Annotated in this window: 21 protein-coding genes; 17 read left to right on the forward strand and 4 right to left on the reverse strand. The window is 53.0% G+C overall.

What is annotated here, in order from left to right:
* Window positions 1–101 precede the first annotated feature (101 nt).
* Window positions 102–1,607, forward strand: a complete 1,506-nt coding sequence (locus DQG13_RS04495; protein ID WP_113018543.1) for an FAD-dependent oxidoreductase — start codon at window positions 102–104, stop codon at window positions 1,605–1,607.
* Window positions 1,608–1,615: 8 nt separating this feature from the next.
* On the opposite strand, the gene DQG13_RS04500 is transcribed toward DQG13_RS04495, so the two are convergent.
* On the reverse strand, window positions 1,616–2,446 hold the full coding sequence (locus DQG13_RS04500) for a helix-turn-helix domain-containing protein (RefSeq protein WP_113018544.1): 831 nt from the start codon (window positions 2,444–2,446) through the stop codon (window positions 1,616–1,618).
* 129 nt (window positions 2,447–2,575) lie between these two features.
* Between DQG13_RS04500 and DQG13_RS04505 the strand changes: the two genes are divergently transcribed.
* Window positions 2,576–3,802: a glycoside hydrolase family 130 protein gene (locus DQG13_RS04505; RefSeq protein WP_113018585.1), complete on the forward strand. Its 1,227-nt coding sequence runs from the start codon at window positions 2,576–2,578 to the stop codon at window positions 3,800–3,802.
* A 304-nt stretch (window positions 3,803–4,106) separates the two neighbouring features.
* Here the strand turns inward: DQG13_RS04505 and DQG13_RS04510 are convergent, their stop codons facing one another.
* Window positions 4,107–4,361: a helix-turn-helix domain-containing protein gene (locus DQG13_RS04510; RefSeq protein ID WP_113018545.1), complete on the reverse strand. Its 255-nt coding sequence runs from the start codon at window positions 4,359–4,361 to the stop codon at window positions 4,107–4,109.
* Window positions 4,362–4,536: 175 nt separating this feature from the next.
* Between DQG13_RS04510 and DQG13_RS04515 the strand changes: the two genes are divergently transcribed.
* From DQG13_RS04515 to DQG13_RS04560, 10 genes are all read left to right on the forward strand, one after another.
* Window positions 4,537–4,842: a hypothetical protein gene (locus tag DQG13_RS04515; RefSeq protein WP_113018546.1), complete on the forward strand. Its 306-nt coding sequence runs from the start codon at window positions 4,537–4,539 to the stop codon at window positions 4,840–4,842.
* 330 nt (window positions 4,843–5,172) lie between these two features.
* Complete coding sequence (locus tag DQG13_RS04520; RefSeq protein ID WP_113018547.1) at window positions 5,173–7,449, forward strand: AraC family transcriptional regulator; 2,277 nt, start codon at window positions 5,173–5,175, stop codon at window positions 7,447–7,449.
* A 265-nt stretch (window positions 7,450–7,714) separates the two neighbouring features.
* On the forward strand, window positions 7,715–8,674 hold the full coding sequence (locus DQG13_RS04525) for an ABC transporter permease (protein ID WP_113018586.1): 960 nt from the start codon (window positions 7,715–7,717) through the stop codon (window positions 8,672–8,674).
* A 14-nt stretch (window positions 8,675–8,688) separates the two neighbouring features.
* A complete protein-coding gene (locus tag DQG13_RS04530) occupies window positions 8,689–9,588 on the forward strand; it encodes a carbohydrate ABC transporter permease (RefSeq protein ID WP_113018548.1) in 900 nt (299 codons plus the stop codon).
* Window positions 9,589–9,623: 35 nt separating this feature from the next.
* Window positions 9,624–11,273, forward strand: a complete 1,650-nt coding sequence (locus tag DQG13_RS04535) for an extracellular solute-binding protein (protein WP_113018549.1) — start codon at window positions 9,624–9,626, stop codon at window positions 11,271–11,273.
* A gap of 303 nt (window positions 11,274–11,576) precedes the next feature.
* Window positions 11,577–12,896 carry an APC family permease gene (locus DQG13_RS04540; RefSeq protein WP_113018550.1) on the forward strand — a complete coding sequence of 440 codons (1,320 nt, stop codon included), beginning with the start codon at window positions 11,577–11,579 and terminating at the stop codon, window positions 12,894–12,896.
* 113 nt (window positions 12,897–13,009) lie between these two features.
* Window positions 13,010–14,230, forward strand: a complete 1,221-nt coding sequence (locus tag DQG13_RS04545) for an MFS transporter (protein WP_113018551.1) — start codon at window positions 13,010–13,012, stop codon at window positions 14,228–14,230.
* A 240-nt stretch (window positions 14,231–14,470) separates the two neighbouring features.
* Complete coding sequence (locus tag DQG13_RS04550; protein ID WP_113018552.1) at window positions 14,471–16,072, forward strand: stalk domain-containing protein; 1,602 nt, start codon at window positions 14,471–14,473, stop codon at window positions 16,070–16,072.
* 250 nt (window positions 16,073–16,322) lie between these two features.
* Complete coding sequence (locus DQG13_RS04555; protein WP_113018553.1) at window positions 16,323–16,739, forward strand: RrF2 family transcriptional regulator; 417 nt, start codon at window positions 16,323–16,325, stop codon at window positions 16,737–16,739.
* Between the two features lie 109 nt (window positions 16,740–16,848).
* Entirely contained in the window at window positions 16,849–17,760 is a 912-nt protein-coding gene (locus tag DQG13_RS04560; protein WP_113018554.1) for a class I SAM-dependent methyltransferase, read from the forward strand.
* 86 nt (window positions 17,761–17,846) lie between these two features.
* Here DQG13_RS04560 and DQG13_RS04565 read toward each other — a convergent pair whose 3' ends face one another.
* Entirely contained in the window at window positions 17,847–18,947 is a 1,101-nt protein-coding gene (locus DQG13_RS04565; protein ID WP_397333927.1) for a glycoside hydrolase family 88/105 protein, read from the reverse strand.
* A 173-nt stretch (window positions 18,948–19,120) separates the two neighbouring features.
* Here DQG13_RS04565 and DQG13_RS04570 point away from each other — a divergent pair, with 173 nt between their 5' ends.
* A complete protein-coding gene (locus tag DQG13_RS04570) occupies window positions 19,121–19,957 on the forward strand; it encodes an AraC family transcriptional regulator (RefSeq protein ID WP_113018588.1) in 837 nt (278 codons plus the stop codon).
* 139 nt (window positions 19,958–20,096) lie between these two features.
* Here DQG13_RS04570 and ybaK read toward each other — a convergent pair whose 3' ends face one another.
* Window positions 20,097–20,603: a Cys-tRNA(Pro) deacylase gene (ybaK, locus tag DQG13_RS04575; RefSeq protein WP_113018555.1), complete on the reverse strand. Its 507-nt coding sequence runs from the start codon at window positions 20,601–20,603 to the stop codon at window positions 20,097–20,099.
* A gap of 585 nt (window positions 20,604–21,188) precedes the next feature.
* On the opposite strand from ybaK, the gene DQG13_RS04580 reads away from it, so the two are divergent.
* The 4 genes from DQG13_RS04580 to DQG13_RS31725 all read left to right on the forward strand — a co-directional run bounded on the left by DQG13_RS04580 (window position 21,189) and on the right by DQG13_RS31725 (window position 24,822).
* A complete protein-coding gene (locus DQG13_RS04580) occupies window positions 21,189–21,791 on the forward strand; it encodes a GNAT family N-acetyltransferase (protein ID WP_113018556.1) in 603 nt (200 codons plus the stop codon).
* Between the two features lie 94 nt (window positions 21,792–21,885).
* The gene (locus tag DQG13_RS04585) at window positions 21,886–22,848 is read left to right on the forward strand and encodes a 2-hydroxyacid dehydrogenase (RefSeq protein ID WP_113018557.1); all 963 of its coding nucleotides are present in this window, start codon (window positions 21,886–21,888) and stop codon (window positions 22,846–22,848) included.
* Window positions 22,849–22,982: 134 nt separating this feature from the next.
* Window positions 22,983–23,186, forward strand: a complete 204-nt coding sequence (locus tag DQG13_RS04590) for a hypothetical protein (RefSeq protein WP_113018558.1) — start codon at window positions 22,983–22,985, stop codon at window positions 23,184–23,186.
* Window positions 23,187–23,361: 175 nt separating this feature from the next.
* On the forward strand, window positions 23,362–24,822 hold the full coding sequence (locus tag DQG13_RS31725) for an NTTRR-F1 domain (RefSeq protein WP_146767103.1): 1,461 nt from the start codon (window positions 23,362–23,364) through the stop codon (window positions 24,820–24,822).
* Window positions 24,823–24,908 lie beyond the last annotated feature (86 nt).

Consider the following 24,908-nt stretch of genomic DNA (forward strand, 5'->3'; position numbering starts at 1 on the left):
AAGATTCATCAAATGAAAAAGGAAGATCCATCATTCTCGCCCCGTCGGCAAGCGGTTTATAATAAGGCTTGTAAACGGAATCATGATGGAGGAGGGGCAAAGTGGATCAGGAGAAACAGGTTGATATTGTCATCTACGGAGGAACGGCTGCAGGCATTATGGCGGCTGTTCAAGCAAACATAATGGGCAAAAGCGCGGTGGTGATCGAACCTAGCCGGCGGATCGGGGGCTTGACCACCGGAGGACTGGGAGATACAGACGTAGGGATGAAGGAGGCCATCGGGGGCTTGTCCCTGGAGTTCTACCGGCGGGTGGCCCGGAAATATTCGCAGAACGGGGCTTGCTGGCTGTTTGAGCCCAAGGTAGCTCTGGAGGTTTTGCAGGATTTTGTGGCGGAACACAACATCGAAGTCGTTTACGGGGAAAGGCTTGAGCTCAAGGACGGGGTGACCAAACAAGGCTCCAAAATCATCTCCATCCGTATGGAATCCGGGCGCGTCTTTAGCGGCAAGGTGTTTATTGACGCTACTTATGAAGGAGATCTGATGGGCAAATCCGGCGTCTCCTATTTTGTCGGCCGGGAGTCAAATTCGCAGTACGGGGAGACCTTAAACGGCATTCAACCCGGCCTGGAACTCAATGAACTGCCTGCCGGAATCGACCCTTATGTGGTGAAAGGGGTGCCTTCAAGCGGCTTGCTTTTGCGCGTCAATCCCCGCCGCGGCGGCAACATCGGCGATGGGGACAACAAGGTTCAGGCCTATAACTTCCGCATGTGTCTGACGAACAATCCGGCCAACCGCCTGGAGATTGAGAAGCCCGAGGGATATAACGAAGCCGATTATGAAATTTTGTTCCGGGCCATCGAGCAAGGGCAAAGCTCCAAGTTCTTTAAATTGAATATGGTATCCGCGGATAAGACGGATTCCAATAACAACAGCGGCATTTCTACGGATTACAACGGGATGAACCATAGCTATCCCGAGGCGGATTACCGCACGCGGGAACAGATTTGGAAAGAACACCTGGTTTACCAGCAAGGCTATGTCTGGACCATCCAGAACCATCCCCGGGTGCCGGAGGAGATCCGGGCGGTTTACAAGCCGTGGGGGTTGCCCCTCGATGAATTTACGGAAACGGGCCATTGGACTCCCCAGCTGTACGTCAGGGAATCCCGCAGAATGATTGGCGATTATGTGGTGACGGAGCATGTGGTCAGACTGAAAGACCCGGTGCCGGATTCCATTGGAATGGGCTCCTATGCCATGGACTCGCACCACACCCAATACTATGTGAACGAGGACGGGCATGTAAGCACGGAGGGCGGATTTTATGTAAAATTGAAAGCGCCCTATCCCATCAGCTACCGGGCGATTGTGCCGAAACAAACGGAGTGCACCAATCTCATCGTACCGGTATGCGTTTCCGCTACCCATGCCGCCTACGGCTCGATCCGGATGGAGCCCGTATTTATGATCCTGGGGCAATCGGCAGCGGCCGCAGCCTCACTGGCGCTTGATGCGGACGGCATCGTTCAACATGTCAAGTATGAGCAGCTGCATTCCATACTCGCTCAGGAAAATCAGGTGTTGTATACAGACGCCTAAGGGTAGGATCAATCATGATTAAACCGGAAGCCGAAGCTGCGCCGGTATTCTCCCGGAGGATGTCCGAACCGCTCACGGAACACCCGGCAGAAATGAGGGTAGCTCTGGAAGCCCGTTTTTTCGGCAATCTGCTCCAGCGCAAGATTGCTGTAGAGCACCTGCTGCTGCGCAAGCTTTAGCCTGACATCAATACAGTAGGCGAACAGCGATTGGCCAAAAGCGGCTTTGAACAGGTAGGAGCAGCGGGAAACGCTTAATCCGACGGAGGCCGATATTTGCTCCAGGCTAAGAGGCTCATGGGCGTGATTTTCGATGAATAGCTTCAGCTTGTACGCGGTATCTGCTCCCTTGGTGCGCTGCTTGAGCTGGATCACTTGCTCCAGTGTCAGACAAAACGCCCGCAGGAGATAGTCCATGATCTCCTCTTGGTTCTGCATCACTTTATTCTTTTCGCTGATAATATGCTTCCATAAGGTAATGACCGTATCGTCGAAGCCGATATTCGTTTTGGCCGGAAGGTCCTTGTTTTTCCACCACGAGTCCAGCCATTCGCCATTGCCGATCAGGTAGTAGTCTCCCACGGGCTGCACCGTATCCGATTCCGGAACGCTTCGGGGCTGCACGTTCAGCTCGTATGGATCATCGGGGGCATATATGAGCAGGTCCCCGGGGATGATGGTCTCGTATTTCCCCGCTACCAGCGCGCGGCAGGTTCCTTCGGCCTGAAGCCGGAACAGGTAGAAGTTCGGCCCGTCTTTATATTTAACGGAGTGGGGCTCCGTGTGCGCGAAATAATTCGCATACATGACGCAGGATTGGGGTGGAACTGACTTCGTCATAGGTAAGGTTCTCCTCCTGGAGATACGATTCTGCTCCGATTATATAGCTTCTTCGAAGAGATTGACAGGGGAAGGGTCCGTTTCATGCGCGACCGCAACGTACTTTATGATGTAAAACAGGAGGAACATATGAAGCCAAACTTTCGCTATTTGAACAAACCGGTTCTTGAGCCTGTACCAGGCTGTGACTGGGCGGAAAAAATGGTTTTGAATCCGGCTATTATTAAAGATCCTGACTCCAATGAAATTCATATGCTCTTTCGGGCAACGGGTCCATGGCCGCAAAAAAGAAGGGAAGGCTGCCACGATCCCTATCCGATCTTTTTGGGGTATGCCAAAAGCAATGACGCGGGAGAAACATGGGATGCGGACTTTTCAAGGCCTGCTCTGGCTCCTGCATTGGGGTATGAGGAGCACGAGCTGTATATCACGGATATAGACGGAAATAAGGTGCGGAATTATGCCAACGGCTGTGTGGAAGACCCGCGTATCTTTTATGTAGAGGGCGAGTTGTATGTAACCGTTGCGTGCCGCCTGTTTCCCCCTGGCCCCTATTGGCTTAGCAGTCAGCATCCTCCGGTGGAAACCCGTTATGAATACGTTCCGGATTGGGTGTTTGCGGGGGATGATTCTGATCCGTTTATGAAGACAGCCCGGTCCAATGATACGGTCACGGTTCTCTACAAGCTGAATTTGGGGAAGCTGAAGCGTCGGGATTATGAAAGCGCCTTTCAGTATGTGGGCCCGCTCACCGAGGGACATGTCAGCGATAACCGCGATGTGTTCTTATTTCCCGAAAAAATGATGATTGCAGGCAAGAAGCAATATCTCATGCTGCATCGGCCGATGAATGTGCTTCCCTTTGAAGGGGGAGAAAAGGTTAAAAAGCCTTCCATTTATTTGGCGGCAGCGGAATCCATAGCAGATTTTGCTTCGCCTAAAGCGGCCCACCGGCTTCTGGCTTACCCTATCTTTGATTGGGAGGAGAACCGTGTTGGCGCCAGCTGGCCGCCGATAGCCTTGGGGAATAAGGAGTGGCTGGTGCCTTACCATGCGAAGAAAGATGTGGAGTTCGGATATACCCAATCCTTCATGATCCTTCGGGAGCAGGAAGATGATTTCCCGGCGGTGGTTCACCGCTGCTCCGAGCGTCTGATGTTTGCCGAGCGGGATTGGGAAATGCCATCGGATTACCCGACACCGTGCCTGTTTAGTACGGGAGGAATTGTCATGGGTGAGGATTTAATCATATCTTATGGCGCGGCGGATCAAAAGGTGGGAATTTCCTGGGTCAACCTCGCTGAATTGGTGGCGTATATTCGGAAATTTGATGAGACGGGAAGGCGAATCGGGTAAGGGGCCTCCAGTTTATAAAAATGACTTAAAAAATGGTGAAGGAGCTTGGGCTCCTTTGCCATTTTTTTACATGTAAAGAATTTATAAGTTTCGGCCATGCCGAAAAGCAAATTCTTGGAGAGCATAAAAGGCTTCCACTAAAGACGAACCCGCTTCCCCGAAATACTTCGATCGAAGCCTTTTTTCCACATCAGAATGTTTAAGTTCTTTACAGCGCTAAAGCGCGTAAGGCAAACATTCTGATTGGCGATAAAAACTTCCGCTTAAACGCGGTCGCTCATCCTCGAAATACTCCGAGTTTTTCTCATTGCTCTTTTTTCTCTCCCAGCAATTCCTGCACGGAAACCTCCAGAGCTTTGGCAATGGCGACAAGCTCATAGTCCTGAACAAGCCGGTATTGTCCCTCCAGACGGGACAGGCTGGTGGGGCTGATGTCCAAACCGAAGGTTTGCAGTCTGGCGAGAAAGTCCTTTTGCTTCATCCGCTTAGCTTTTCGGATTGCTACAACTTTGGTGCCTATAATGTTTTTGTCGCCGGGCGGTTCATTCCGGTGCTTCATTTGCTGTCACCTCGCATTTCATCCAAATTGTATGCGAAGTTATTGTTGTTTTAATGCGAATTTCGCATTAAAATTAAATAAACCGATATTCGCATTAAGCCGAAGCGGCTATCAATTTAATGGCTGTGGAAAGCATAAAGAACAATAGATTCCTGGATGAGGAGGAGGAACATTCATGGAACTGCCAACATGGTTTCAGAGCGCAATGGAACAGCGGATGCTTGAGGTGCTGGCGAGGATTGAACGGCATACGGAGTTGCGTTTCTCTCGGGCTGAGGAAGAGGAAGCGTGGAAAGTGTTGTTCGCCGGGACGGACAAGGCGCACTCCCCGGAGTTTATGGATTGGGAGGATAAGCATCACTTCAGGCGGGCGATGGAGAGTGAGATGCTTTATGTTCAGGGGATGCGGGACGGCGTACAGTTGATTGTGGCGCTATTAAATGAAGCTTCGGAGCATGATGCTGAACCAGGGGACAACTGATGGGGATGCCGACAGAGGCGAATGAAGCTCCAATTTCGTATCGGTCGCGGACAGAGAATCCGTTATTTTCCTCATTTGGCCTCTTTTTAGATTCTTGCGGACAGACGATCCGCTATTTCGCTCCAGAGGTAGAGAAACCCCCTGCTTGTTCACATTTAACGGAACCTGTGTCCGCTCCGGAGTAAAAAAGGCCAATTTTGGCGGAATAACGGAACCTGTGTCCGCCGAGTTTTTCTCACATCCATAAAAAGGAGTATGCCGGATTGAAGCGAATTATATATAAGCTGACGTTGTGCAAACGCTAACATAGCGAACTATAGGAGGGGCTTTATGAAGCGGTTTCCCATGATGCTTCAGTTAATATTGATTCTCTTCTGTGTTATGGCGGTTCCTACGGCGACGCTGACCTGGTACAGCGGGTCGCAGATTCTGGAGAACTCGGAGCATGCCATTGCGGAATCTGCCCTTGCCGGTCTGATTGCCAGCCGCAATCTGAATGAGAATACGCTGGATATTATGGCGGAAAACGCGATACGTCTGGCGGCGACTCATATTTTTGACAAGATCCGCTCTTACGAAACCTTCGACGAGATGAACTCCAATTACGAGAATGTTCTGAACGCCTTATCGGTCCAAACGGATTTGCGGAATATGAATCAGATCGGAGACGGCATCTATTCCTCCTTCTTTCATCTGAGCGACTCGGATTATGTGGTTTCCACGGACAAGGGCATTACCACGCTGGACCGTTATGAGGATATGGAATGGATGAAGGAGGCCCTGACGCAGCGCAGCGGAATCACGGGCATCTGGTATCCCCGCAAGCTGGAATCGGGGGTCAACGTGGTTTCCTACGTGCTGTCGCTGAACCGGCTTTCCACCACTACCCGCGGCACCATCGTGGTGAATGTTCGGGAAACACAGATGGAGCAGGACATGCGCTCATCCGACGGGGGCAAGCATAAATACATGTTCATGAATGCTAAGGGAACGGTGATCTCCAGCCAGGACAAAAGCCTGCTGCTTACCAACGGCATGGAGGACCCGTACATTGCCGGGCTGATGGACAAAAACAGGACGGAAGGCTATGTGTTCCGCCAATATGACGGGGACCGGCAGCTTTACACCTGGTCCCGTTCGGAGCGGTACGGCTGGATGTATGTGAATATCTCCTCCGTCAATGAGCTGATGAGCAAAACCCATTCCATGCAGAAGAATATTATTCTCCTGACGGCGGTGATTATTTTTGTGGGAACGGTGCTGACAGTGCTGTTCGCCACCTGGCTGTCCAAGCCTGCCCGGGAGCTGGTCCGGGCCTTGCGCAAACGCGGGCATCTGGGAGTGAAGGACCGGAATGAGCTTACCTACTTGAATGCAGCTTTCCAGAGGATGCAGGAGGAGGAGGAGGCGCTCCATGGACTGCTCCATGTCTGCGAGAAGGATGCCAGCAGCCATGCCGTCCACAGCCTGCTCCGCGGAGAATTGACGCCCCAGGCGGCGGTTATGTTTCCGGCCCGGTATTTTCTGGTTGCGGTGGTCTCCATTGACGGATACAGGTCATACGTAAGCGAAAATGACCAGGAGACGCGCCATAACCACCGCCAGCAACTGATTTCCCACTGCGAAGGCCTGTTTTCCGGCGGGGTTCATGCCCATTGCGTGTATCAGGGCAACAGCTGCTTCTCCATTGTCATCAACTACGGGAATGCGGAGTACGAACACGACAACGCAGGGCTGGACGCGGCATTGAGCGAAATCAGGGACAAGGCGGCGGAGATTCTGGGGCAATCGGTAACCATCGGAGTCAGCAGCGCGACGGAATCAAGCGACCGTGTGGCGGAATGCGCCATTGAAGCCATGGAGGGCATCAAGCACCGCATGATTGCCGGCGGAGGAGGCATCCATTATTGGAAGGAACAGGATGGTATCGAAAAACGGTATATTTATCCCGCCAACAGCGAACGGCGCATTCTGAATTTCCTGGATCATGGGCAGCTGGACAGCATTATCAAGGAGCTGGATGTGATCAGTGGCGAAATCCGCTCTGCGGATTACATTTCCTACGATAATATTCTGTTTATTTACCACCAGCTCACCGGTGTGACCATCAAGCATCTGCGGGAGAATTATGTGAACACGGCCCGCTTTTTTGTGGGGAGGGGCAATGTATATGCCGTCCTTGCCTCCATCGAAACGCTGAATGAGCTGGAGGCGTATCTCCGCCAGTTCTACACCGAGATTGTGGAGCATCTGGCGCGTACGCCGGGGGAAACCGCCAATTACGGCGAGCGGATGATCCACTATTTGAATGAGCATTACCAGGAGGATATTGTCTTTGAGGATATGGCCAAGGAAATCGGGATCAGTTATTCGTATATGCGGAAGATTGCCTATGAGATGACAGGCATGAGCCTGATCGATTATCTCAACCAGCTGCGGATCGAACATGCCAAACGGCTGCTTCTGGAATCCACGCTGTCCATTTCGCAGATTGCCCTGGAGGTAGGCTACATGAATGTGCAAAGCTTCAACCGGTTTTTCCGCAAATTCGAGGGGATGCCCCCCAGCAGCTATAAAGCGGCCAAATCCCGAACCTTGGAAATGTGAAGCTGCAGGCACTCCGTAAGCTGTCTTTTCCGGTCCACAAGCCGGAACGGGCAGCTTACTTTTGCTCCTACCCGTCATTTTTGATCATCAGGGCCCTCTGGGATAAGCCCTTCCCGGCAGCGTTATCAAAAATGACGGGTATAATCAAACCTCATGATTTACGGAAAAGCCCGGTGAACGGTATGATGAAGCTAAGCTCGGAACCGACCGGATGAAGCAGTAGCCGGGGGATTTTCGTTAAGGAGGAGGTGAAACTGTGAAAGGAATGGCTGCTTCTAATCCCAATCATGAAACCGCTTTATCTGCAACAAAGACGCGAAAATGGGGCATGTTCTATTATCTGCGCCGGGATTGGGAGCTGTATATGCTGCTTTTGCTTCCTTTGGCCATGGTGCTGACCTTCAAATATGCCTCCATGTTCGGATTGACCATTGCATTCAAGGATTACAAGGTTGCAAGAGGCTTCTGGGGAAGCGACTGGGTAGGGCTTCAGGTGTTTCAGGATATCTTCGCCAAGCCGGATTTCGGCAGAGCCATCCGCAATACGCTGCTTCTGAATATTCTGGACCTGATGTTCAGCTTCACCATGCCGATTGTACTGGCGCTTCTGATCAATGAAGTCAAGAATCTGGTGTTTAAGCGTGTGAACCAGACCCTGCTTTATCTGCCCCACTTTCTGTCCTGGGTAATTATCGGGGCTATTGCTTACCAGCTGTTAAGCGAAGGCAGCGGGCTGGTGAACAATGTAATTGAACAGTTGGGCGGCAGCCGCATCCCTTTTCTGCAGGAAGACCGCAATTGGCTGATCAGCTATTTGGCCATTGGGGTGTGGCAGAGTATGGGCTGGGGAACCATCATCTATCTGGCCGCCATGAGCGGCATCAATCCGGAGCTGTACGAGGCCGCTATTGTGGACGGCGCAGGCCGCCTCCGCAAAATGTGGAATGTGACGCTGCCCTCCATCCGGATGACCATCGTCACCCTGCTGATCTTAAGCTTGGGCGGCGTAATGGGGGGCTCCTTCGAGCGGATTATGGCGCTGCAAAATAAGGCAACCACCGAATTCACCACGACGATTCCGGTTCTGGTCTACCGCTGGGGGATTGAAAGCGGCAATTTCAGCCGCGCTACGGCGCTGGGATTGTTCCAATCCGTCATCGGGCTGATCCTCGTATTGACAGCGGACCGGATTGCGAAGAAGCTGGGCGAGGACGGCTTGATCTAGCAAGGAGGCGAACCATGAAACCATCTGCCGGCACCTACGCCGCAAAAAAGAGACACCGTTATGACATTTGGGATGTGCTGATCCATCTGGTGCTGATTCTCGCCTCCCTGGCGTGCACACTGCCGTTCCTTCATGTCGTTGCCAAATCCTTCAGCGAGGATGCTTATGTAATCGCTAACAAGGTCTATCTTTGGCCTGCCGGTTTTACGTTGGGGGCTTATGAGAAAATCTTCGCCGACGCCAGCATCCTCAGATCCTTGTATATTTCCGTCCTGGTCACGGTGCTGTTCACCATTCTCGGCATGATTGTCACGGTCTGCGCAGCTTATCCGTTATCCCGGAAGCAGCTGAAGGGGCGCACCGTATTCACCTTTATCTTCGTGTTTACCATGTATTTCCATGGCGGAATTATCCCGGATTACATGCTGATGAACAGCCTGGGCATGCTGGATACCTTATGGGCGCTGGTACTGCCGTTGTCCTTCAGCGCGTTTAACCTGCTTATTATGAAAAGCTCCATCATGAGCAGCATTCCCGCCAGCCTGGAGGAATCGGCCCGAATCGACGGGGCCGGACATTTCCGGATTCTCTGGAACATTGTCCTTCCCCTGTGCAAGCCGATTCTGGCTACTTTATCCCTGTTCTATGCAGTCGGCCGCTGGAACGCGTACCAGGACGCGCTGTTTTATATCAAGCATAATACGGAATTGCGTCCATTGCAGCTGAAGCTGTATTATCTGGTTATTCAAGCCTCCGAAAGCTTCCAGCTTGAATCCGTCAATGTGCAGCTCAGCAATCCGGAGGTGCTGAAGGCATCCGTTGTGGTGTTTGCCACATTGCCGATTGTTTGTGTATACCCGTTTATCCAGAAGTATTTCGTCAAGGGCACGATGCTTGGGGCGGTCAAGGAATAGCCTCGCTTATAAAAATTAATTATGGGGGAGATTCAATGAGCAAAATGAAATGGGTTCCCGTACTGCTGGCCGGAGCAGTCAGCGCAGGTATGCTGGTTGGCTGCAATGACAAGGAAAGCGGAAGCGCAGCATCGCCGTCGGCATCTGCCGGCACAGCCAGTCCAAGCGCAAGTGCAAGCGCCAATCCCGGTTTGCTGGATGCAAACAACAAGTTCCCCCAGACCGTCACCTTGGATATTCCGGTGTACGACCGGGCATTCGAGGGCTGGAACGTGGCGGACAATTATTATACACGCTGGATTCAAAAGGAGTTCGGCGAGAAGCACAATGTGAAGGTGAATTTTGTGCCCATCTCAAGAACCAACGAGGTGCGGGACTTTGAACAGCTCTTGTCTGCCGCCAAAGCGCCGGATATTATTTTCCACTATGATATGCCGCAAGCTCTGACCTACTACGGAGAAGAGGTCCTGCAGCCGCTGAAGCTGGAGGAAATCCAGAAGTATGCGCCCACCTACTGGAAGAACATGAGCAAGACCATTGAGCAATACGGGAATGTGGATCAGAAAAACATGTTTGTGTTCGCCAAACGGCCCAATTACAGCAACTGGGTGGGCATCATCCGGAAGGATTGGGTGGAGAAGGTGGGCATGAAGGTGGAGGATCTGACCTCTCTGGAGAAGTACAATGAGATGCTGGCCAAATGGAAGCAAGCCGGACTCGGCGTTGGGGGAGCTTCGCTGACGCGGAATGTGTTCAATTACAGCTATGCGTTCCGGGAGTGGCCGGTTGATCCGAAGAAACATGCGCTGTATTCCGATTTGGCGGTGGCGGACTTCACCTCTCCCGCTACGGAAGCTTGGCTGAAAAACCTCAACTACCAATACATCAACGGTCTGATCGACAAAGAATTCTATCTCCGTGACGACGACAACAAGCTCAAGGCTGAATTTGTCGCAGGCAAAACAGGCACATACGGGCTCTATCTAACCAGCAATTCCGATGTATTCAACGCCACGTTGAAGAATAATCCGGGAGCCACCTTTGCCGTGATTCCTCCTGAAGCGGGAGTGCCGAAAGGCGGCAAGGCGCCAAGCCGTGCCGATTGGCCCTTCGGTCTGATCATGGGCATCAACCATAAATCCACGGAGCAGGAACGTGTGGCAGTGTGGCTGTATCTGGAATGGATGAGCCAGCCGAAGAATCTTTTCTTCCTGCAGAATGGCGTAGAGGGCCAGAACTATACCCTGGATGCCAATGGCTTGCCAAAAAAAGTAGCGGACTTCAAGGGTGAATCCAAGCTTTCCAATAACAACAACAAGGACTATTGGGCTTTGGTCACCGAAATCGCGGAATTCTCCACTCCGGAGCTGACGGACAAGGCGAACCGGATTAACTGGACAGTTGCCGGACAGGAGCATTTGACCGACCAGCTGCTGAAAAACTGGAATGACGGGGCCCAGTACCGCATCCCCGATCCGTTGTTTACTGTGGTGCTGAAAAAGGTCAGCGAGCATAAGGCCGATCTGAACGCTCTCTTCCAGGAGCTGTATCTGAAGATTGTGATGTCCCCCTCCGACCAATTTGACAAGCTGTATGCGGAGGCCAAGAAGAAGTTCCTGGATGCGGGTTACCAGGAAATCCTGAATGAAAAGCAAAAGGCGATAGACGCCAACCAGTTCCGGTAAAAAAGTCCAATAGACGGTCACAGCTCGAATGGTGGAGCGTGGCCGTCTTTCCCGTTCAACCGCCCGCCTCGCTCCACATCGGCATTCAGGAGAATCGGATGGGGGCCGCCACCGGAACTATAAGGACATTTTGCAACCCCAATGCAGGCATAAAAGCCGCTTTGATTGCTACATAAAAATTTTCTATCGATCTGTTCTTTTTCTTAATAAAAAATTATAGACAGGCTTAACCCCTTCCCGTATAATTTGACTATCTGTCTGTCAATCGCTGGGTCAATTCACCGTAGAGGGGTCATTCTCGTTATGTCAAAGGAAACATTAAAGAAATCGGTTACGACCATTGAGGCGCTGGCTATTGTGGTAGGTATGATCATCGGGTCGGGAATCTTCCTGAAGCCCGCTATTGTGCTGGGGCATGCCGGCTCCCAATGGATGAGCATCTTCGCCTGGGTTGCAGGCGGTGTAATTACATTGGCCTCTGCCCTGACTGTAGCGGAGATCGCTGCCGCCATTCCCAAGTCGGGGGGCTTGTACACCTACCTGGAAGAGCTGTACGGCGGTGTCTTCGGCTTTCTGCTGGGCTGGGTGCAGACGGTCATTTCCTATCCCGCCTCCGTTGCGGCGCTGGCTATCGCCTTCGCCACCTATTCCGGCTACTTTCTGCCTATGGGCGGCTTTGTGCAAAAGCTGGTGGCCGTTGGCATTCTGCTGTTTATTCTCCTTATGAACGTGCTGTCCACCAAATATGGGGGTATTATCCAGATGGTTGCCACTGCGGGCAAGCTGGTGCCGGTGATCGGGATTATCGCGGTTGGTTTGGCAAGCGGCGACGCGCCTGGCTTCGCCGGGATCAGTTCGGGGGCGACTGCGGCGGGCTTCGGCGCAGCAGTGCTGGGGACGCTTTGGGCATACGACGGATGGATCGGCGTGACCAATATGGCGGGGGAGATCCGGAATTCGGCCAGGACGCTGCCGCGGGTCATCCTTGGCGGCGTTCTGTTTGTGATGGTTGTGTACGTGCTGTTCAACCTGGCCATTTTCCGCGCGCTTCCTTTTGAGGCCATTGTCAATTCCAAAACCCCCGGCGCCGATGCGGCCGATGCTCTCTTCGGCAACGGCGGCGGAGCCTTTATTACCGCAGGTATTATTGTGTCCGTGCTGGGCGCGCTGAACGGCTACCTGATGACGGCGGCGCGGGTGCCCCAAGCCATGGGCGAACAAGGGCAGGTTCCTTTTTCCCGGGTATTGGGCGCTGTCCATCCCAAGTTCAAGACACCTGCCAATGCCCTGATTTTCCAGGCGGCGCTGGCTGTGCTGTATATCTTCTCCGGCACCTTCGATACCTTGACGGACCTCCTGGTATTTGTATTGTGGATTTTCTTCACCATGGGCGTATTCGGGGTGTTCCTGCTGCGCCGCCGCCAGAAAACCGAGGCCGGGCGGTACCGGGTGCCGCTTTATCCCATTACACCGCTGGTCGGGGTTATCGGGGGCGGATACATCATTGTGAGCACCATTATGGCCGAGCCGGCCCGCTCTTTTATCGGTATCGGAATCACATTGATCGGGCTGCCCGTGTACTATTACATGGCCGGGAAACGAAAGCGGCAAGCCGGCGTTTGATCCATCCGCAAAAAGACACAATCTGTCCCGAATTGAACAGAAATGGATATGGTGTTTCGGGCAAAGGGCTCTTATACTGAAGTCATCCGGTTATAAGGTGGAGCCACTTAACAATGACAACGCATATTTCACACAAAACACTTCCGCAGAATGAAGACCAATCATCCCGGACAACCTCCGGCGACAAGCAGCTTCCTACACTGCGGGGATTGCAGTTCTGGCTGTATGCCACCAATATTTTGTCGCCCTATCTGCCGGTATATTTTTCCGCGAAGGGGTATACTTCCTCCCAGATCGGCACCATGATGATGCTGGGACCGCTGCTTGCCGTATTGTTCCAGCCCTTCTGGGGATATTTAAGCGACAAGCTGGGCACGGTCAAAAAGATCATTGCCGGGCTATGGGCGATGTCCATTCTCGCCAGCATTGGGCTGTTCCAAAGCTCGGGCTACGGCAGTGCGCTGTTTTTTGCCACGATGGTGTATTTCTTCTGGCTGCCCACGCTGCCCTTGATGGACAGCATTACCATTAAGGCCACGGAAAAAAGAGGCGTTTCCTACGGAAGCATCCGGCTGTTCGGGTCTATGGGTTACATGACGATTCTGATTGGCACAGGACTACTGTTCGGTTCCTTTGTTGGGATCGGGAATTTGTCCTATCTCTTCTGGGCCCTGTGGATTCCCGCCCTGCTTCTGCTGCTCCGGCTTAGGGATGAACCAACCGAAGGGGAGCGGATGACGCTTGCTTCGCTGAAGCCGATTTTAACCAAAGGGTCATTTCTGTGGTTTTTGCTATTGGTCTTCATTATGTCGGTGCCGCACCGGATGCATGATGTGATGTTCAGTCTCTATCTCCGGGATGCCGGAGGCTCGGAAGCTCTGGTCGGCTATTCCTGGGCGCTGCATGCCCTGTTTGAAATCCCGGCGTTTGCCTTTCTGAACAAATATTTGCATAAGGTAAGGGAGCTTACCCTGCTCGGGCTGGTCTGCCTCTTGTATACCTTGCGCTGGACCGGCTATGCGCTGGCAACCGCGCCGTGGGTTATGGTGCTGCTCCAGGCGGGAGCCACGGTTACCTATGCGGTATTCTGGCTCACCGCCGTCTATTACACCGTCCGGGTGCTGCCCAAGCAGTTGATCTCCACCGGCCAATCCCTGCTGTCCATGGTGTATTTGGGGCTGGCAGGCATGACCGGGGGAACGATAGGAGGATGGCTGTTCGACAACTATGGCGGACCCAGCATATACTGGTTCGCCGCGGCGGCGTCGCTTTTGGCAGGCTGCGCGTTCTTGGCTACGGAGTTTGTGTCGCAGCGGCGGACGTTCGGACGTTGAACAAGATTTGGCTTACAAGAGGAACATATTGAAAATAACCGCCATACGGAAAGCTGTCTCCAAGTACCTGGGGGGCAGCTTTTTTTGACCACATCAGAATGTTTACATTCTTTACAACGTCCCTATTTAAGGTGCACACGGACGGCTAAGGAACTTTCTGCCAAAGCTGGCGTCTATATTGTAGCTGAGAAATGGGGCGGCTTTAAGTTTCCCGGCCCCAAAAACAAGGAGTGAAACCCAATGATTGGTTCCATTAAAAAGCTCGCAGCAGGATTGGCGGTTTGTGCAATGCTGGCGGGGGGCGTTGTGGCAGGGGCTGCCAGAGCGGAAGCCTCTCCGCAGGTGGGAGATGTTGTTGGCCAGGTCCTGGCTACCGATATTGAAGCTCAGGTGAACGGCAGTGCTATTGCTTCTATGAATATCGATGGCTTGACGGCAGTGGTGGCGGAGGATCTGCGGAGCTACGGGTTTGATGTGGCCTGGATTCCCCAGCGCAAGGAGGTAGCGATTGTTCCCGTTGCAGGGAAACCCGTACATCCCCATGATGTTGGTTCCAGACAGGAGTTGCCGGTAGGGCAGAAGATAGGAGAGGTGTTTTTTACCGATATCCGGGCTACATATAACGGCGAATCTATCCGTTCCTTCAATATTGGCGGAAAAACGGCCATTGTGCTCAACGACCTGGCTTCCTTCGGCAAGCTGGATTGGAACGAAGCGGCGCGCAAGCTGTTCTTTATCCCGGAGCCTGCCGGGGCGGAGAGGAGGCTTATGGAGGGGCTGCTTGCTGTTGAAGAACAGGAAGCCATAAAGCTAAGCGGTATTGCCATTGGCGCGGAAGGGGTCGCTTACGAAGGGGCAAACGTTGGAGTGGTTAAGCAGGGGATGCCGTTTTTATCTGTGGAGTGGATTGCCGGGAAGCTTGGATATGAAGCGCAAAAGGATGAAAATGGCGCTGTCAGATTAACGGATGGAAACTATGAGCTGACCTTGCACCCCGGCGAGAAACAGGCGGAGAGGAGCTGGTTCGGCCTTCCGCTTCAGCCCTTTGAACAGTATCAGGCGCCTGTCCTGGAGGACGGCTTGCTGTATGCGTACCAAGTGGATTTGAAGGATATGCTGGGCTACGAAACGGTGTGGAGTCCGGAAACGAGGGATTTGGATATCACCTACAGGACTTATCAGGTGGAGGATTATGGGATTCCGGAGTCCATAGACAACTATGACTATACGGTTCGTATGGTCGGGAATCTTTCGGGATATGATTTTCCTATGATTCTGGCGGAAAACCGGATAAATGGTGAGAATCGGGCCTATGCCATTTCTTCCATGACTCTTAATGATAGGGAGGGGCTTAAGGAGCTGTACAATTATTCCTATATCAGCAATACCCGCACGGATATCGGACTGAATGAGTTGGAGGTGAGGGTAGAGGTAGGCAGGCGTCCGTTATATATAAAAAAATTTCAGGCGGAATTGACTTACCGCAATGTTAAGCCTGAAGTCGATACCTCCAATGTGTCGGGAAGCTTTGTGGGTGTAAGCGGGGTGAACCCGTCACAAGCCTATGCGGAAACCGCCGGCAGTACGTTTACTATAAGCGGAACCGTGACCAATGACGTCACAGGCAGCTTGAGTGTGAAGGTAACCAGGGAGGACAACCCGGATGAGACTGTCGGCACATTCGCCGTTCCGGTTGAAGGCGCGGCGTTTAAGCTGGATGTTCCGCTTCCCGAAGAACCCGGCGTATACCGGATTACCCTGAACAGTCTGCTGACGTTCCCGCGGGGGACATTAAACACTCCCGTAGCCAAATGGTACGTGAACAAGCTGGCTCAGCCTTAACCGGCGCCGCGGCGGCAAAGGACCGGTTCTGTACAGGTGAATCTGCGACAGAACCGGTTTTTTATTTCTTGGGCAATCGCGCATTGCGACAAATCCGGAGCGGATGCCTACATGATCCGTCACGGTTTATGACCGGCGAATCAGTTAAATGGATGTTTTGAAGGCATTGACATTTCCTCTTTTTAAGGATATTATAGACTCATTAAGTCGATAATTAAAAGCATGAACGAAATCAGAAGGGGAGAGGAAGATGAAATACTCGCAAGCGACGGACTATGCGCTGCATACCATGCTTCATCTTGTGATGGCTCCGCCTGACAAGCCGGTGGGCGTACAGGTGCTGGCGGATAAATTGGGCGTTTCCCGCACCTATCTGTCCAAGATGATGACCCAACTGGTAAAGGCGGGACTGATTCAATCCGTATCCGGCGTTAACGGGGGTTACCGGTTAAAGCAGAGGGGCGAGGACATTTCCTTCCTCGACATTATTCAGGCGATTGAAGGGACGAACTCGATTTTTGAATGCAGCCTGGCGCATGGAAGCGGGTGTGTGGTCAAGCAGGTGGTGGCTCAGGCGGAGCAGTTGATGGAGCAGTATCTGAAGGGGAAGACAATTGCCGATGTGGCCCAAATGGCGCATACCGCACAGACGATACCGGCGGAGTAACGCTCCGCTGTTTTAATTGCCCAATCGTAGATATTAATAGTCTACAATAACCTTTATCTAACCGGAAATTACCGCCGGTTATACATGACAAGGAAAGGATGAAGGCACTATGAAAAAGGAATGGTTTGATGCAGCAGCATGGGAGCAAGCGTGGGAGGAGGACCCGATGGCCCAAACCAACCGGATGAAGCAGGCGGGAATTGATATGACCCGCAGCTTCGACGGCAAGGCGGACAGCTTTAACCGGGAGGTATTCAGCGAGGGGGGCAGGCGGCGCAGCGAGCGGATTATCCGTTGGATCGAAGGGCAGAACATTGATTTGAAGGGGCTCCGTGTGCTGGACATCGGAGCGGCCTCGGGAGGCTTCGCAGTTCCCTTCGCCCAACGCGGAGCGGTTGTGACAGCTGTTGAACCATGCCTGCCCTTGGTGGAGCTGCTGCGGCAGAACACGGAGGAGCTGAACCGGGAGCATACGCGGGTGGACATTGTTCCGCAGGCGTTCGAGGAGCTTGATATTGCCGCAAAAGGCTGGCAACAGGCCTTTGATCTCGTATTTGTCTCCATGTGCCCGGCGATTGCCGATTGGAAGAGTGTTGAGAGGGTGCTTGCCTGCGCCCGCCGGTATTGCTACATCAGCCTTTCGGCGGGAGAACGTGAGCATAGTCTTTTGAACGAAGTGCTGCCGCTTGTCGGAGGCGGGGGGAAGCGGGAAGGTGCAGGAGCGCCGGATATGGGGTATCTGCTTCATTTGCTTTATCTGAAAGGCTTCGCCTATGAATCGATTGTAACCTGGGAGATGAAGTCGGCCGACTACAGCCCGGAGCAGGCTGTCGACGAGGTTATGTCGCTGCTCAAGCACAGCCGTATCCGGGATGATCATCCCACACGGCGGATAGTATCCGATTATGTAGCGGCGACCTACGGAGAAGGGCCGGTGCCGGTCAGCCAAGGCGGCCGTTTCGGCAAGGTGCTGATCCGGGTACAGAAGGAGAGTATGTATAGCCGGAATGAGAAGCTGTAATGCATTCCGTGTGATAAGAAGAAACAGACCGCCCTTCCGCTATTAATACTATCGGAAGGGCGGTCTGTTGGCATATAGGTGCAAGCTTAGCCGCGGGGCTTGGCCAGGTTCATTTCCGCGCACATGAGGAGGAAGCCGCCTGCGCCGTGCAGGTCGTTTTCGCTGGTGGGGCGGGCGATGTAGTGGGCATAGTCGCCGATGCCGGTGCCGATGCAGATGTTGCCGATGCGGACAAAGTCCTCATCATCGAATTTCAGGGTGTCAATGACGCCCTGATAGCCTTTCCAGGCATACTCCATGTAGCTTTCATCCAGATAGCCGAAGCGGACAGCCTTGGCAATGGCATGAACATACAGGGCGGTGCAGGAGTTTTCCAGCCAGTTGTCCGGACGGTCTGTCTTATCCACCACTTGGTACCACAGGCCGGTAGCCGGGTCCTGGAACTTGGTTAGGGCGATGAGAAGATCCTTGGTGATTTCCACCAGCCGCGCCTTGTCCTTGTGATCCTCCGGCATGTATTCGAACATTTCCAGAAGGGCAACCGGGTACCAGCCGATAGCCCGTCCCCAGAACTCAGGCGCCCGGCCTGTTACCGGATCGGCCCAAGGGGTTTGCTTGCTGGCATCCCAGCCGTGGAAAAGCAGACCGGTTTTTTCATCATAGGTATGCTTATGCATGAGCAGAGCTTGGAAGGCCATCATGTCGAAATATTCCGGCTCGCCGAAGGTTTTGCCGAACATGGTGGCAATGGGTCCGGCCATGTAGAGTCCGTCCAGCCACATTTGGTTGGGATAACGGCCTTTGTGCCAGAAGCCGCCTTCTTCGTTGACGTTCCAGCTTTTCAGGAGGGGCACCAGGGTGAAAAGAGCGGTTTTGTAGCGCTCGTCGCCGGTTTCCTTGTACAGGTTGAACAGCAGCACGCCCGGCTGGATATCGTCCAGCTCATCGCGGTTGAATTTCTTGATGCTGCCGTCCGGCTGCACCTGAGAATCCACCCAGCGCTTGATGTAGGTGAAATATTTGTCCTCATGGGTTTGCTGCCAAACCTTCTCCATGCCGGAGAGGAATACGCCTTGGTGGTAGTGGAAGCGGTCCGGCGGCAATTGCTCGGGCTCAAATTTGTGCATCAGGGCTTCGCAGGCTTTTTCTGCCCAGCCGATGGGGGTAAGTGTTGTTTTTTCTGCCATGATGGATGGTCCTCCTTGAGATTCATTCTCTTCTTCCATGATAATATCATATGAAAATGCACATTATTTGCGGAATGGCGATAATTCTTCTTATATCTTGCGGGAATGCGTGCAAAATTATACCATAAGGAAATAAAGGTTCTGATGAACGCCAATAGCAGGAGGGGATGGCTGTGGAAGACTTGACTTACCAGAATGGGGAGGGGACCTTTTCCCTGACCCACCGGCAGGCGCTGTCCCATCATATGGCTACCAGCCATTTTCACCCCACTTATGAAATCTATTATTTGTTATCGGGCAAACGGGAGTTTTTTATCCGGGACAGGACGCTGGTGATCCAGGAGGGGGATGTGATGATTGTTTCCCCCAATGTGCTGCACCGTACTACCAATGCGGCGGAGCCCCAGCATGAGCGGCTGATCCTGAATATCCACCGGGATCTGATGCTGCCCAGCCAGGAGGGAGGCAAGGAGGTGCTGGCTCCGCTGTTGGGGGCGGATTACCGGATTGTCCGGTGCAGTCTGCAGGAGCGGCTGTATACCGATGAGCTGGCCAGGAGGATTATCGGGGAGGTGCAGCGGAAGGAGCCGGGATTTGAGATGTTTGCTCTGACGCTGGCGCAGCAGCTGCTCTTGTTCAGCTGCCGCAGGATGGCGGAGAAGGGGGAGGAGCAGCCGGAGTATCCCAGCCCCATGCATGAGCGGATTTCCGCTGTGGTCCGGCACATCAACGAGCATTATATGGAGGAACTGAGCTTGCAGCTCTTGGCGGAGCGGTTTTTTATCAGCCCGTATTATCTGAGCCGGTTCTTCAAGGAGGTGACGGGCTTCGCTTTTGTGGAGTATGTGAACAGCGTACGGGTGAAGGAGGCGATGAAGCTGCTGGAGGAAACCGGCATGAAGGCGAGTCTCATCGCCAGGAAGGTCGGCTTCGGCAGCGTGACCCACTTCGGCCGTGTGTTTCGGCAGGTGACGGGACATCCGCCGCTGTTCTACCGGAAGCAGTTGTGACGGGGAGGGGGCAAGGGGGGGGACGAACAGTCCCCTTCCTCTATTTCCAATTCAACAGGCCGGAGCCGGGATAAAGAGCGGATTAGTCTGAAAAGGGATGGTCCATAATGTCAGCGCACACTGAACACTCCCCCATCAGCTACTCCTCCACTATCTGCTCCTGCACGTCTGTTTCCTTAACCAACTCCACAAATACCGCCCGCACCAACCCGGCCAGCTCCCGGGGGGCAAGCTCCATCTGCAGCCCCACCTGTCCGGCGCTTACCGCCATCCGCTCAAGCGTCTCCGCGCTTCTATGGATAAAGGTGGGATACAGCTTCTTCATGCCCACCGGCGAGCAGCCGCCGCGGATATAGCCGGTCAAGGGCTGCAGCTCCTTCATGGGAAGCATTTCTATCTTCTTTTCCCCGGCAGCCCGGGCCGCCTTCTTCAGGTCCAGCTCATCGCCTACGGGAATCACATATACAAAAAGGCGGCTCCCGCTGTGGGCCACCAGCGTTTTGAATACCGCTTCAGGAGGGCGGCCTACCTTATGGGCCACCGCCGTTCCGTGAATTTGCCCGTCCTCATGGTCATATTCCAAGACAGTGTGGGTAATTTTGTGCTTGTCCAGCATGCGCAGAGCATTGGTTTTCGGTGTAGACATGTTGGTTCATCCTTTCTTTGGCATCCTCATTATAACTCTTTGCCGCCAAACCGGGGAACGGAAAAAATGGGTCCACTATTCGCCAAAGTTCATTTGCCAATTTTCTGAATATTCCGTTATAATAGAGGTATGAAGCTTTTTTTCAGAAAATAGAGGAAAACCCGCCTGCAATGGAGAAGGAGTAAGGCATGGAGGGTGCGATTTGGGGAGTTTGTTCACAGAAAGCACCAATCCGGAAGGGTTTTCTCCGCTGTCTCCGGCATATAATGGAGTAAGGGAGCTTTTCGGCGGCATCACGCCGGAGACTCGAAAAAAAGCCGCGTAAGACCCCGCCTGGGGAACACTGTTATTTATAAAAGAAAGGAGCTGACATAGGGGAACCCGGGATCAGGCTTCACAATCTCACTGCTTTTTCCTCTTCCAAATTCTCTTTCACGAAAAACCTCACCCTTTTCATCCGTTTTCAAAAAACCTCATACCTATCACAAGCCAATGACCTCTTAAACATGCACCTGTGTTTGAAAATGAATCATTTTGGAGTTGGCGCTGAAAGCTTAAAGGGAAAATAATAGAGAGGGAGCTCTTATGACGATAACCTTTGAAAAAGCCCATGCAGCGGATCATATGCAATTGACGGATCTTACTTTTCGCTCGAAACGGTACTGCAATTATCCTGACCGGTATTACGAAATCTGGCGGGACGAACTGACCATAACGGAAGACTATATCAGCAAGAATTTGGTGTACACCGCTCGGACCGGCGGCATGATACTTGGTTATTATGCGATTGTGAAGGCCGACGAGGATTACTGGGCGGGAAGAGTGTTTATCCATAAAGGCTATTGGCTGGAGCACAACTATATCCGGCCGGAATATATCGGGCAAGGCATCGGCACCAAGCTGATGGAGCATGCCCTGGAGCAATGCCGCAAGCTGGGCATTCCGCGGCTGTATTTCTTCGCCGATCCCCATGCGGAGTCCTTCTACCGCAAGTTCGGCGCCCGTTTTATCGCCAAGGCGGATTCCAGCATCGAAGGCAGATTGCTGCCTCTGTATGAGCTGACTGTAGACCAGTGGAGCGACTACAGGCTGGCGGAAGTGCCTGGAACCTATCATGATGAAAACCTGCTCACCTATCCGGAAATTCATGCTGGAGCCATGGACAGTCACGGGTCCGGACGGCATTAAACTTTAGACTGCAGCAATAAGAGGCATCGGCGCCTTGTGGCAGCCGGTGCTTTTTACTTTACATAAAAGACAATCCCCCAAAGGAGTGGAGAGCATGACCAAGCCCAACATCATTGTCTACAAAAAAGTGGACCCCGCTGTACTGGATTATTTATCCGAAACCTGTACCGTTACCTATTTTGAAAAGCTGACGGATGTGGTCTATCCCAGCTTCCTGGACGCCTTGAAGGAGGCGGAGGGGCTTCTGGGCGGCGGGCTGAAGGTGGACCGGGCGCTTCTGGACCGGGCGCCGCGGCTTCGGATTGTCTGCAATACATCGGTAGGCTACGATAATCTGGATTTGGATGAGCTGAAAAAGCGGGGGATTGCGGCAACCAATACGCCCGAGGTGCTGAATGAAACAGTGGCGGACACTATCATCGCCTTGATGCTGGCTGCGGCGCGGAGAATTCCCGAGCTGGATGCTGCTGTCCGCAAGGGCCAATGGGGAACGGAGCCGGCTGACAGCTGGTATGGCGTGGACGTGCACCACAAAACCCTGGGAATCATCGGCATGGGCGGCATCGGGGCGGCCATTGCGCAGCGGGCCAAGTTCGGCTTCGGCATGAACATTCTGTACCACAACCGCAGCCGCAAGCCTGAGGTGGAGGAGCGTTTTGGCGCGCGTTACTGCGGGCTGGAGGAGCTGCTGCAGGAGGCGGACTTCGTGTGCCTCATGACTCCCCTGACCCCGTCTACGGCCGGATTGATGGGCAAGCGGGAGTTCAGCCTGATGAAGCGGTCAGCCATCTTCATTAACGGCTCCCGGGGAGCGACGGTAGACGAAGAGGCGCTGGTGGAGGCCCTCCGGGAGAAGGTGATCCATGCCGCGGGGCTGGATGTGTTCGTAGAAGAGCCGCTGTCCGGCGATCATCCGCTGACCAAGCTGGACAATGTGGTGCTGGCCCCGCATATCGGCTCGGCCACCGGGGAAACACGATTCAAAATGGCCATGCTGGCCGCGGAGAACCTGACGGCTTTCGTGCAGGGGAAAACACCGCCTACCCTGATCCGGTAGGTAGTTTGAAGGGCCGGTTCCGGTTCACAATCGGGTCAAATCCAAAGCTTTTAAGAACATTGCCAGGAATGATTGATAAAAGTGCGCATTCTGTTCTATGATGAGAGAAATTCTGCGAGGGGGATATGGGGCTTATGTTTAAAAAAGGAGATGTCCTGACGGCGTCCGTCGATTTTGACAATGCTTTATATTTTGCGGTCGCGGTGGAAATATGGAAGGACGGCAAGTTCGTTGACTGCGGCGGCTCCATCACCAAGCTGACAGAGGACGAGGTATACTTCGGCTACGACGACGGGGAGCATTATCCCCGGCATACTTATGAATTCCGTGTACGGTAAGGCCTTGACGGCGGGTTACATGGAGAGGAAGAATATCCCCTTGGGTGATGCCCAGGGGGATATTTTTTGTGCAAGGAGATCCGCTGATTTTCTGTAGAACATCAGGAAGAATTGAATATGATATTTTAATTCTATGAAAACAACATCTTATGGAAAAGGGAGATGAGAAGAGAAAATGTCTATTCAGCTTAACAACAGATTGGTCAATCCCAATTTCGAAGCAGGCTTCAGCAATTGGTTTCCAGTTAATTGCTCCATCAGCAATGGCGCCAAGGATGGGGCCTTCTGTGCCGAAATGGCAGGCGGTGCGACTCCCTCATCGTTGCAGCAGGGAGTACCGGTGACTCCGGGGCAAGGGTATTACCTTGCATTTTCGCTGAAAAATGCACAGGGACTCCCCAGTCAATCGATTATGGTGACGGTCAACTTCTTCAATGCCAGTTTTGCCTTCCTGATGACGGGGCTTACTCTGGCCGTGCCAGCCCACACGCTATCGAATACATTTTGGCAGTCGTATGAAGGGGTTACGGAAGCAGTTCCCGACAATGCTGCATTCGCACAACTCTCCTTCAGCAACGTTCTATCACCAGGTACCAGCAGTACGCTGCTGGATGAGGTAATCCTGATGCAAGCCCTCGATTCAACCACGGGAGCAACAGGAGCAACAGGAGCAACGGGTGCCACAGGGGAAACAGGAGCTACCGGAGCAACAGGGGATACAGGGCCAGCAGGCGATACGGGTCCGACAGGAGCAACCGGAGCGACGGGAGAGACTGGACCAACAGGGGCCACAGTAGGGGCAACGGGGCCAACAGGCGATACAGGGCCTACAGGAGCAACAGGAGAGACTGGGGTAACGGGACCAATAGGGGAAACAGGGCCAATAGGCGATACGGGTCCCACGGGAGCAACCGGTGCAACAGGAGTATTTGAACCCAATCCGTTCAATGTGTATGTCCAGGCAGGAGCTACTGGCGGCAACGGAACCCAGGCGAGTCCATTCGGTACAATCCAGGAGGGGCTTGCCGCTGTTTCACCTACAGGTATCGTTCATATACTGGAGGGAACTTATCCCATTACGGCCTCGATCACCATCAATAAAGCGGATATAACGGTGAAGGGGTACGCCAATACGGTGATCCAGCTGCTCGCCGCGGTTAGAGCTTTTTTGGTAACAGGAACAGGTGTTATTTTGGATGGATTGACCATCACCAGTAATTTACCGTACGCTGTGGAGTTTATTCAGTTTGCCGGCTCCAATCACCAGTTGAAAAATAGCGTCCTGTTTGGCCCTCCCCAAGCCGGTCCTTCCACAGATTGGGTGGTTAACCGCGGATTTGTCACCCAAGGCAATGTGACAAATTTAATCGTCATAAACAATTTGTTCTATTCTCTCCGGCAATCCGCTTATCTGAATCCCAACTCTACAGGGACAATTATGAATAACGTCGTGTATAACACACGGGGCTGGGTAGTGGATCGGGCGATCTTCGTTTTCTCGGATAATTCCTGGGGCATTCCACAAAATGCGGTAGATATTGCGCTGCTGGTAGGCACTCCAACCGGAGCGCCTTACGATCCCACCACGGCATTGTCACAGTATAATAACAGCGCAACTATCAGTGACCAGCGTTAATACTATATATAAGTTCTATCCACTCAGCGCCAGCATCATCCGATACAATTCAATCATACTGGCGAAAAGCAGTCCATTTTAGAGAC

Source organism: Paenibacillus sp. YN15 (genome assembly GCF_003285005.1).
Taxonomy (GTDB): Bacteria; Bacillota; Bacilli; order Paenibacillales; family NBRC-103111; genus Paenibacillus_AR.

What these genes read in the sequence shown, in the direction of transcription:
- DQG13_RS04500 (WP_113018544.1), bottom strand. Translation starts at nt 2,446, where the DNA reads ATGACGAAGTCAGTTCCACCCCAATCCTGCGTCATGTATGCGAATTAT.
- DQG13_RS04505 (WP_113018585.1), top strand. Translation starts at nt 2,576, where the DNA reads ATGAAGCCAAACTTTCGCTATTTGAACAAACCGGTTCTTGAGCCTGTA.
- DQG13_RS04510 (WP_113018545.1), bottom strand. Translation starts at nt 4,361, where the DNA reads ATGAAGCACCGGAATGAACCGCCCGGCGACAAAAACATTATAGGCACC.
- DQG13_RS04515 (WP_113018546.1), top strand. Translation starts at nt 4,537, where the DNA reads ATGGAACTGCCAACATGGTTTCAGAGCGCAATGGAACAGCGGATGCTT.
- DQG13_RS04520 (WP_113018547.1), top strand. Translation starts at nt 5,173, where the DNA reads ATGAAGCGGTTTCCCATGATGCTTCAGTTAATATTGATTCTCTTCTGT.
- DQG13_RS04525 (WP_113018586.1), top strand. Translation starts at nt 7,715, where the DNA reads ATGGCTGCTTCTAATCCCAATCATGAAACCGCTTTATCTGCAACAAAG.
- DQG13_RS04530 (WP_113018548.1), top strand. Translation starts at nt 8,689, where the DNA reads ATGAAACCATCTGCCGGCACCTACGCCGCAAAAAAGAGACACCGTTAT.
- DQG13_RS04535 (WP_113018549.1), top strand. Translation starts at nt 9,624, where the DNA reads ATGAGCAAAATGAAATGGGTTCCCGTACTGCTGGCCGGAGCAGTCAGC.
- DQG13_RS04540 (WP_113018550.1), top strand. Translation starts at nt 11,577, where the DNA reads ATGTCAAAGGAAACATTAAAGAAATCGGTTACGACCATTGAGGCGCTG.
- DQG13_RS04545 (WP_113018551.1), top strand. Translation starts at nt 13,010, where the DNA reads ATGACAACGCATATTTCACACAAAACACTTCCGCAGAATGAAGACCAA.
- DQG13_RS04550 (WP_113018552.1), top strand. Translation starts at nt 14,471, where the DNA reads ATGATTGGTTCCATTAAAAAGCTCGCAGCAGGATTGGCGGTTTGTGCA.
- DQG13_RS04555 (WP_113018553.1), top strand. Translation starts at nt 16,323, where the DNA reads ATGAAATACTCGCAAGCGACGGACTATGCGCTGCATACCATGCTTCAT.
- DQG13_RS04560 (WP_113018554.1), top strand. Translation starts at nt 16,849, where the DNA reads ATGAAAAAGGAATGGTTTGATGCAGCAGCATGGGAGCAAGCGTGGGAG.
- DQG13_RS04565 (WP_397333927.1), bottom strand. Translation starts at nt 18,947, where the DNA reads ATGGCAGAAAAAACAACACTTACCCCCATCGGCTGGGCAGAAAAAGCC.
- ybaK (WP_113018555.1), bottom strand. Translation starts at nt 20,603, where the DNA reads ATGTCTACACCGAAAACCAATGCTCTGCGCATGCTGGACAAGCACAAA.
- DQG13_RS04580 (WP_113018556.1), top strand. Translation starts at nt 21,189, where the DNA reads ATGACGATAACCTTTGAAAAAGCCCATGCAGCGGATCATATGCAATTG.
- DQG13_RS04585 (WP_113018557.1), top strand. Translation starts at nt 21,886, where the DNA reads ATGACCAAGCCCAACATCATTGTCTACAAAAAAGTGGACCCCGCTGTA.
- DQG13_RS04590 (WP_113018558.1), top strand. Translation starts at nt 22,983, where the DNA reads ATGTTTAAAAAAGGAGATGTCCTGACGGCGTCCGTCGATTTTGACAAT.
- DQG13_RS31725 (WP_146767103.1), top strand. Translation starts at nt 23,362, where the DNA reads ATGTCTATTCAGCTTAACAACAGATTGGTCAATCCCAATTTCGAAGCA.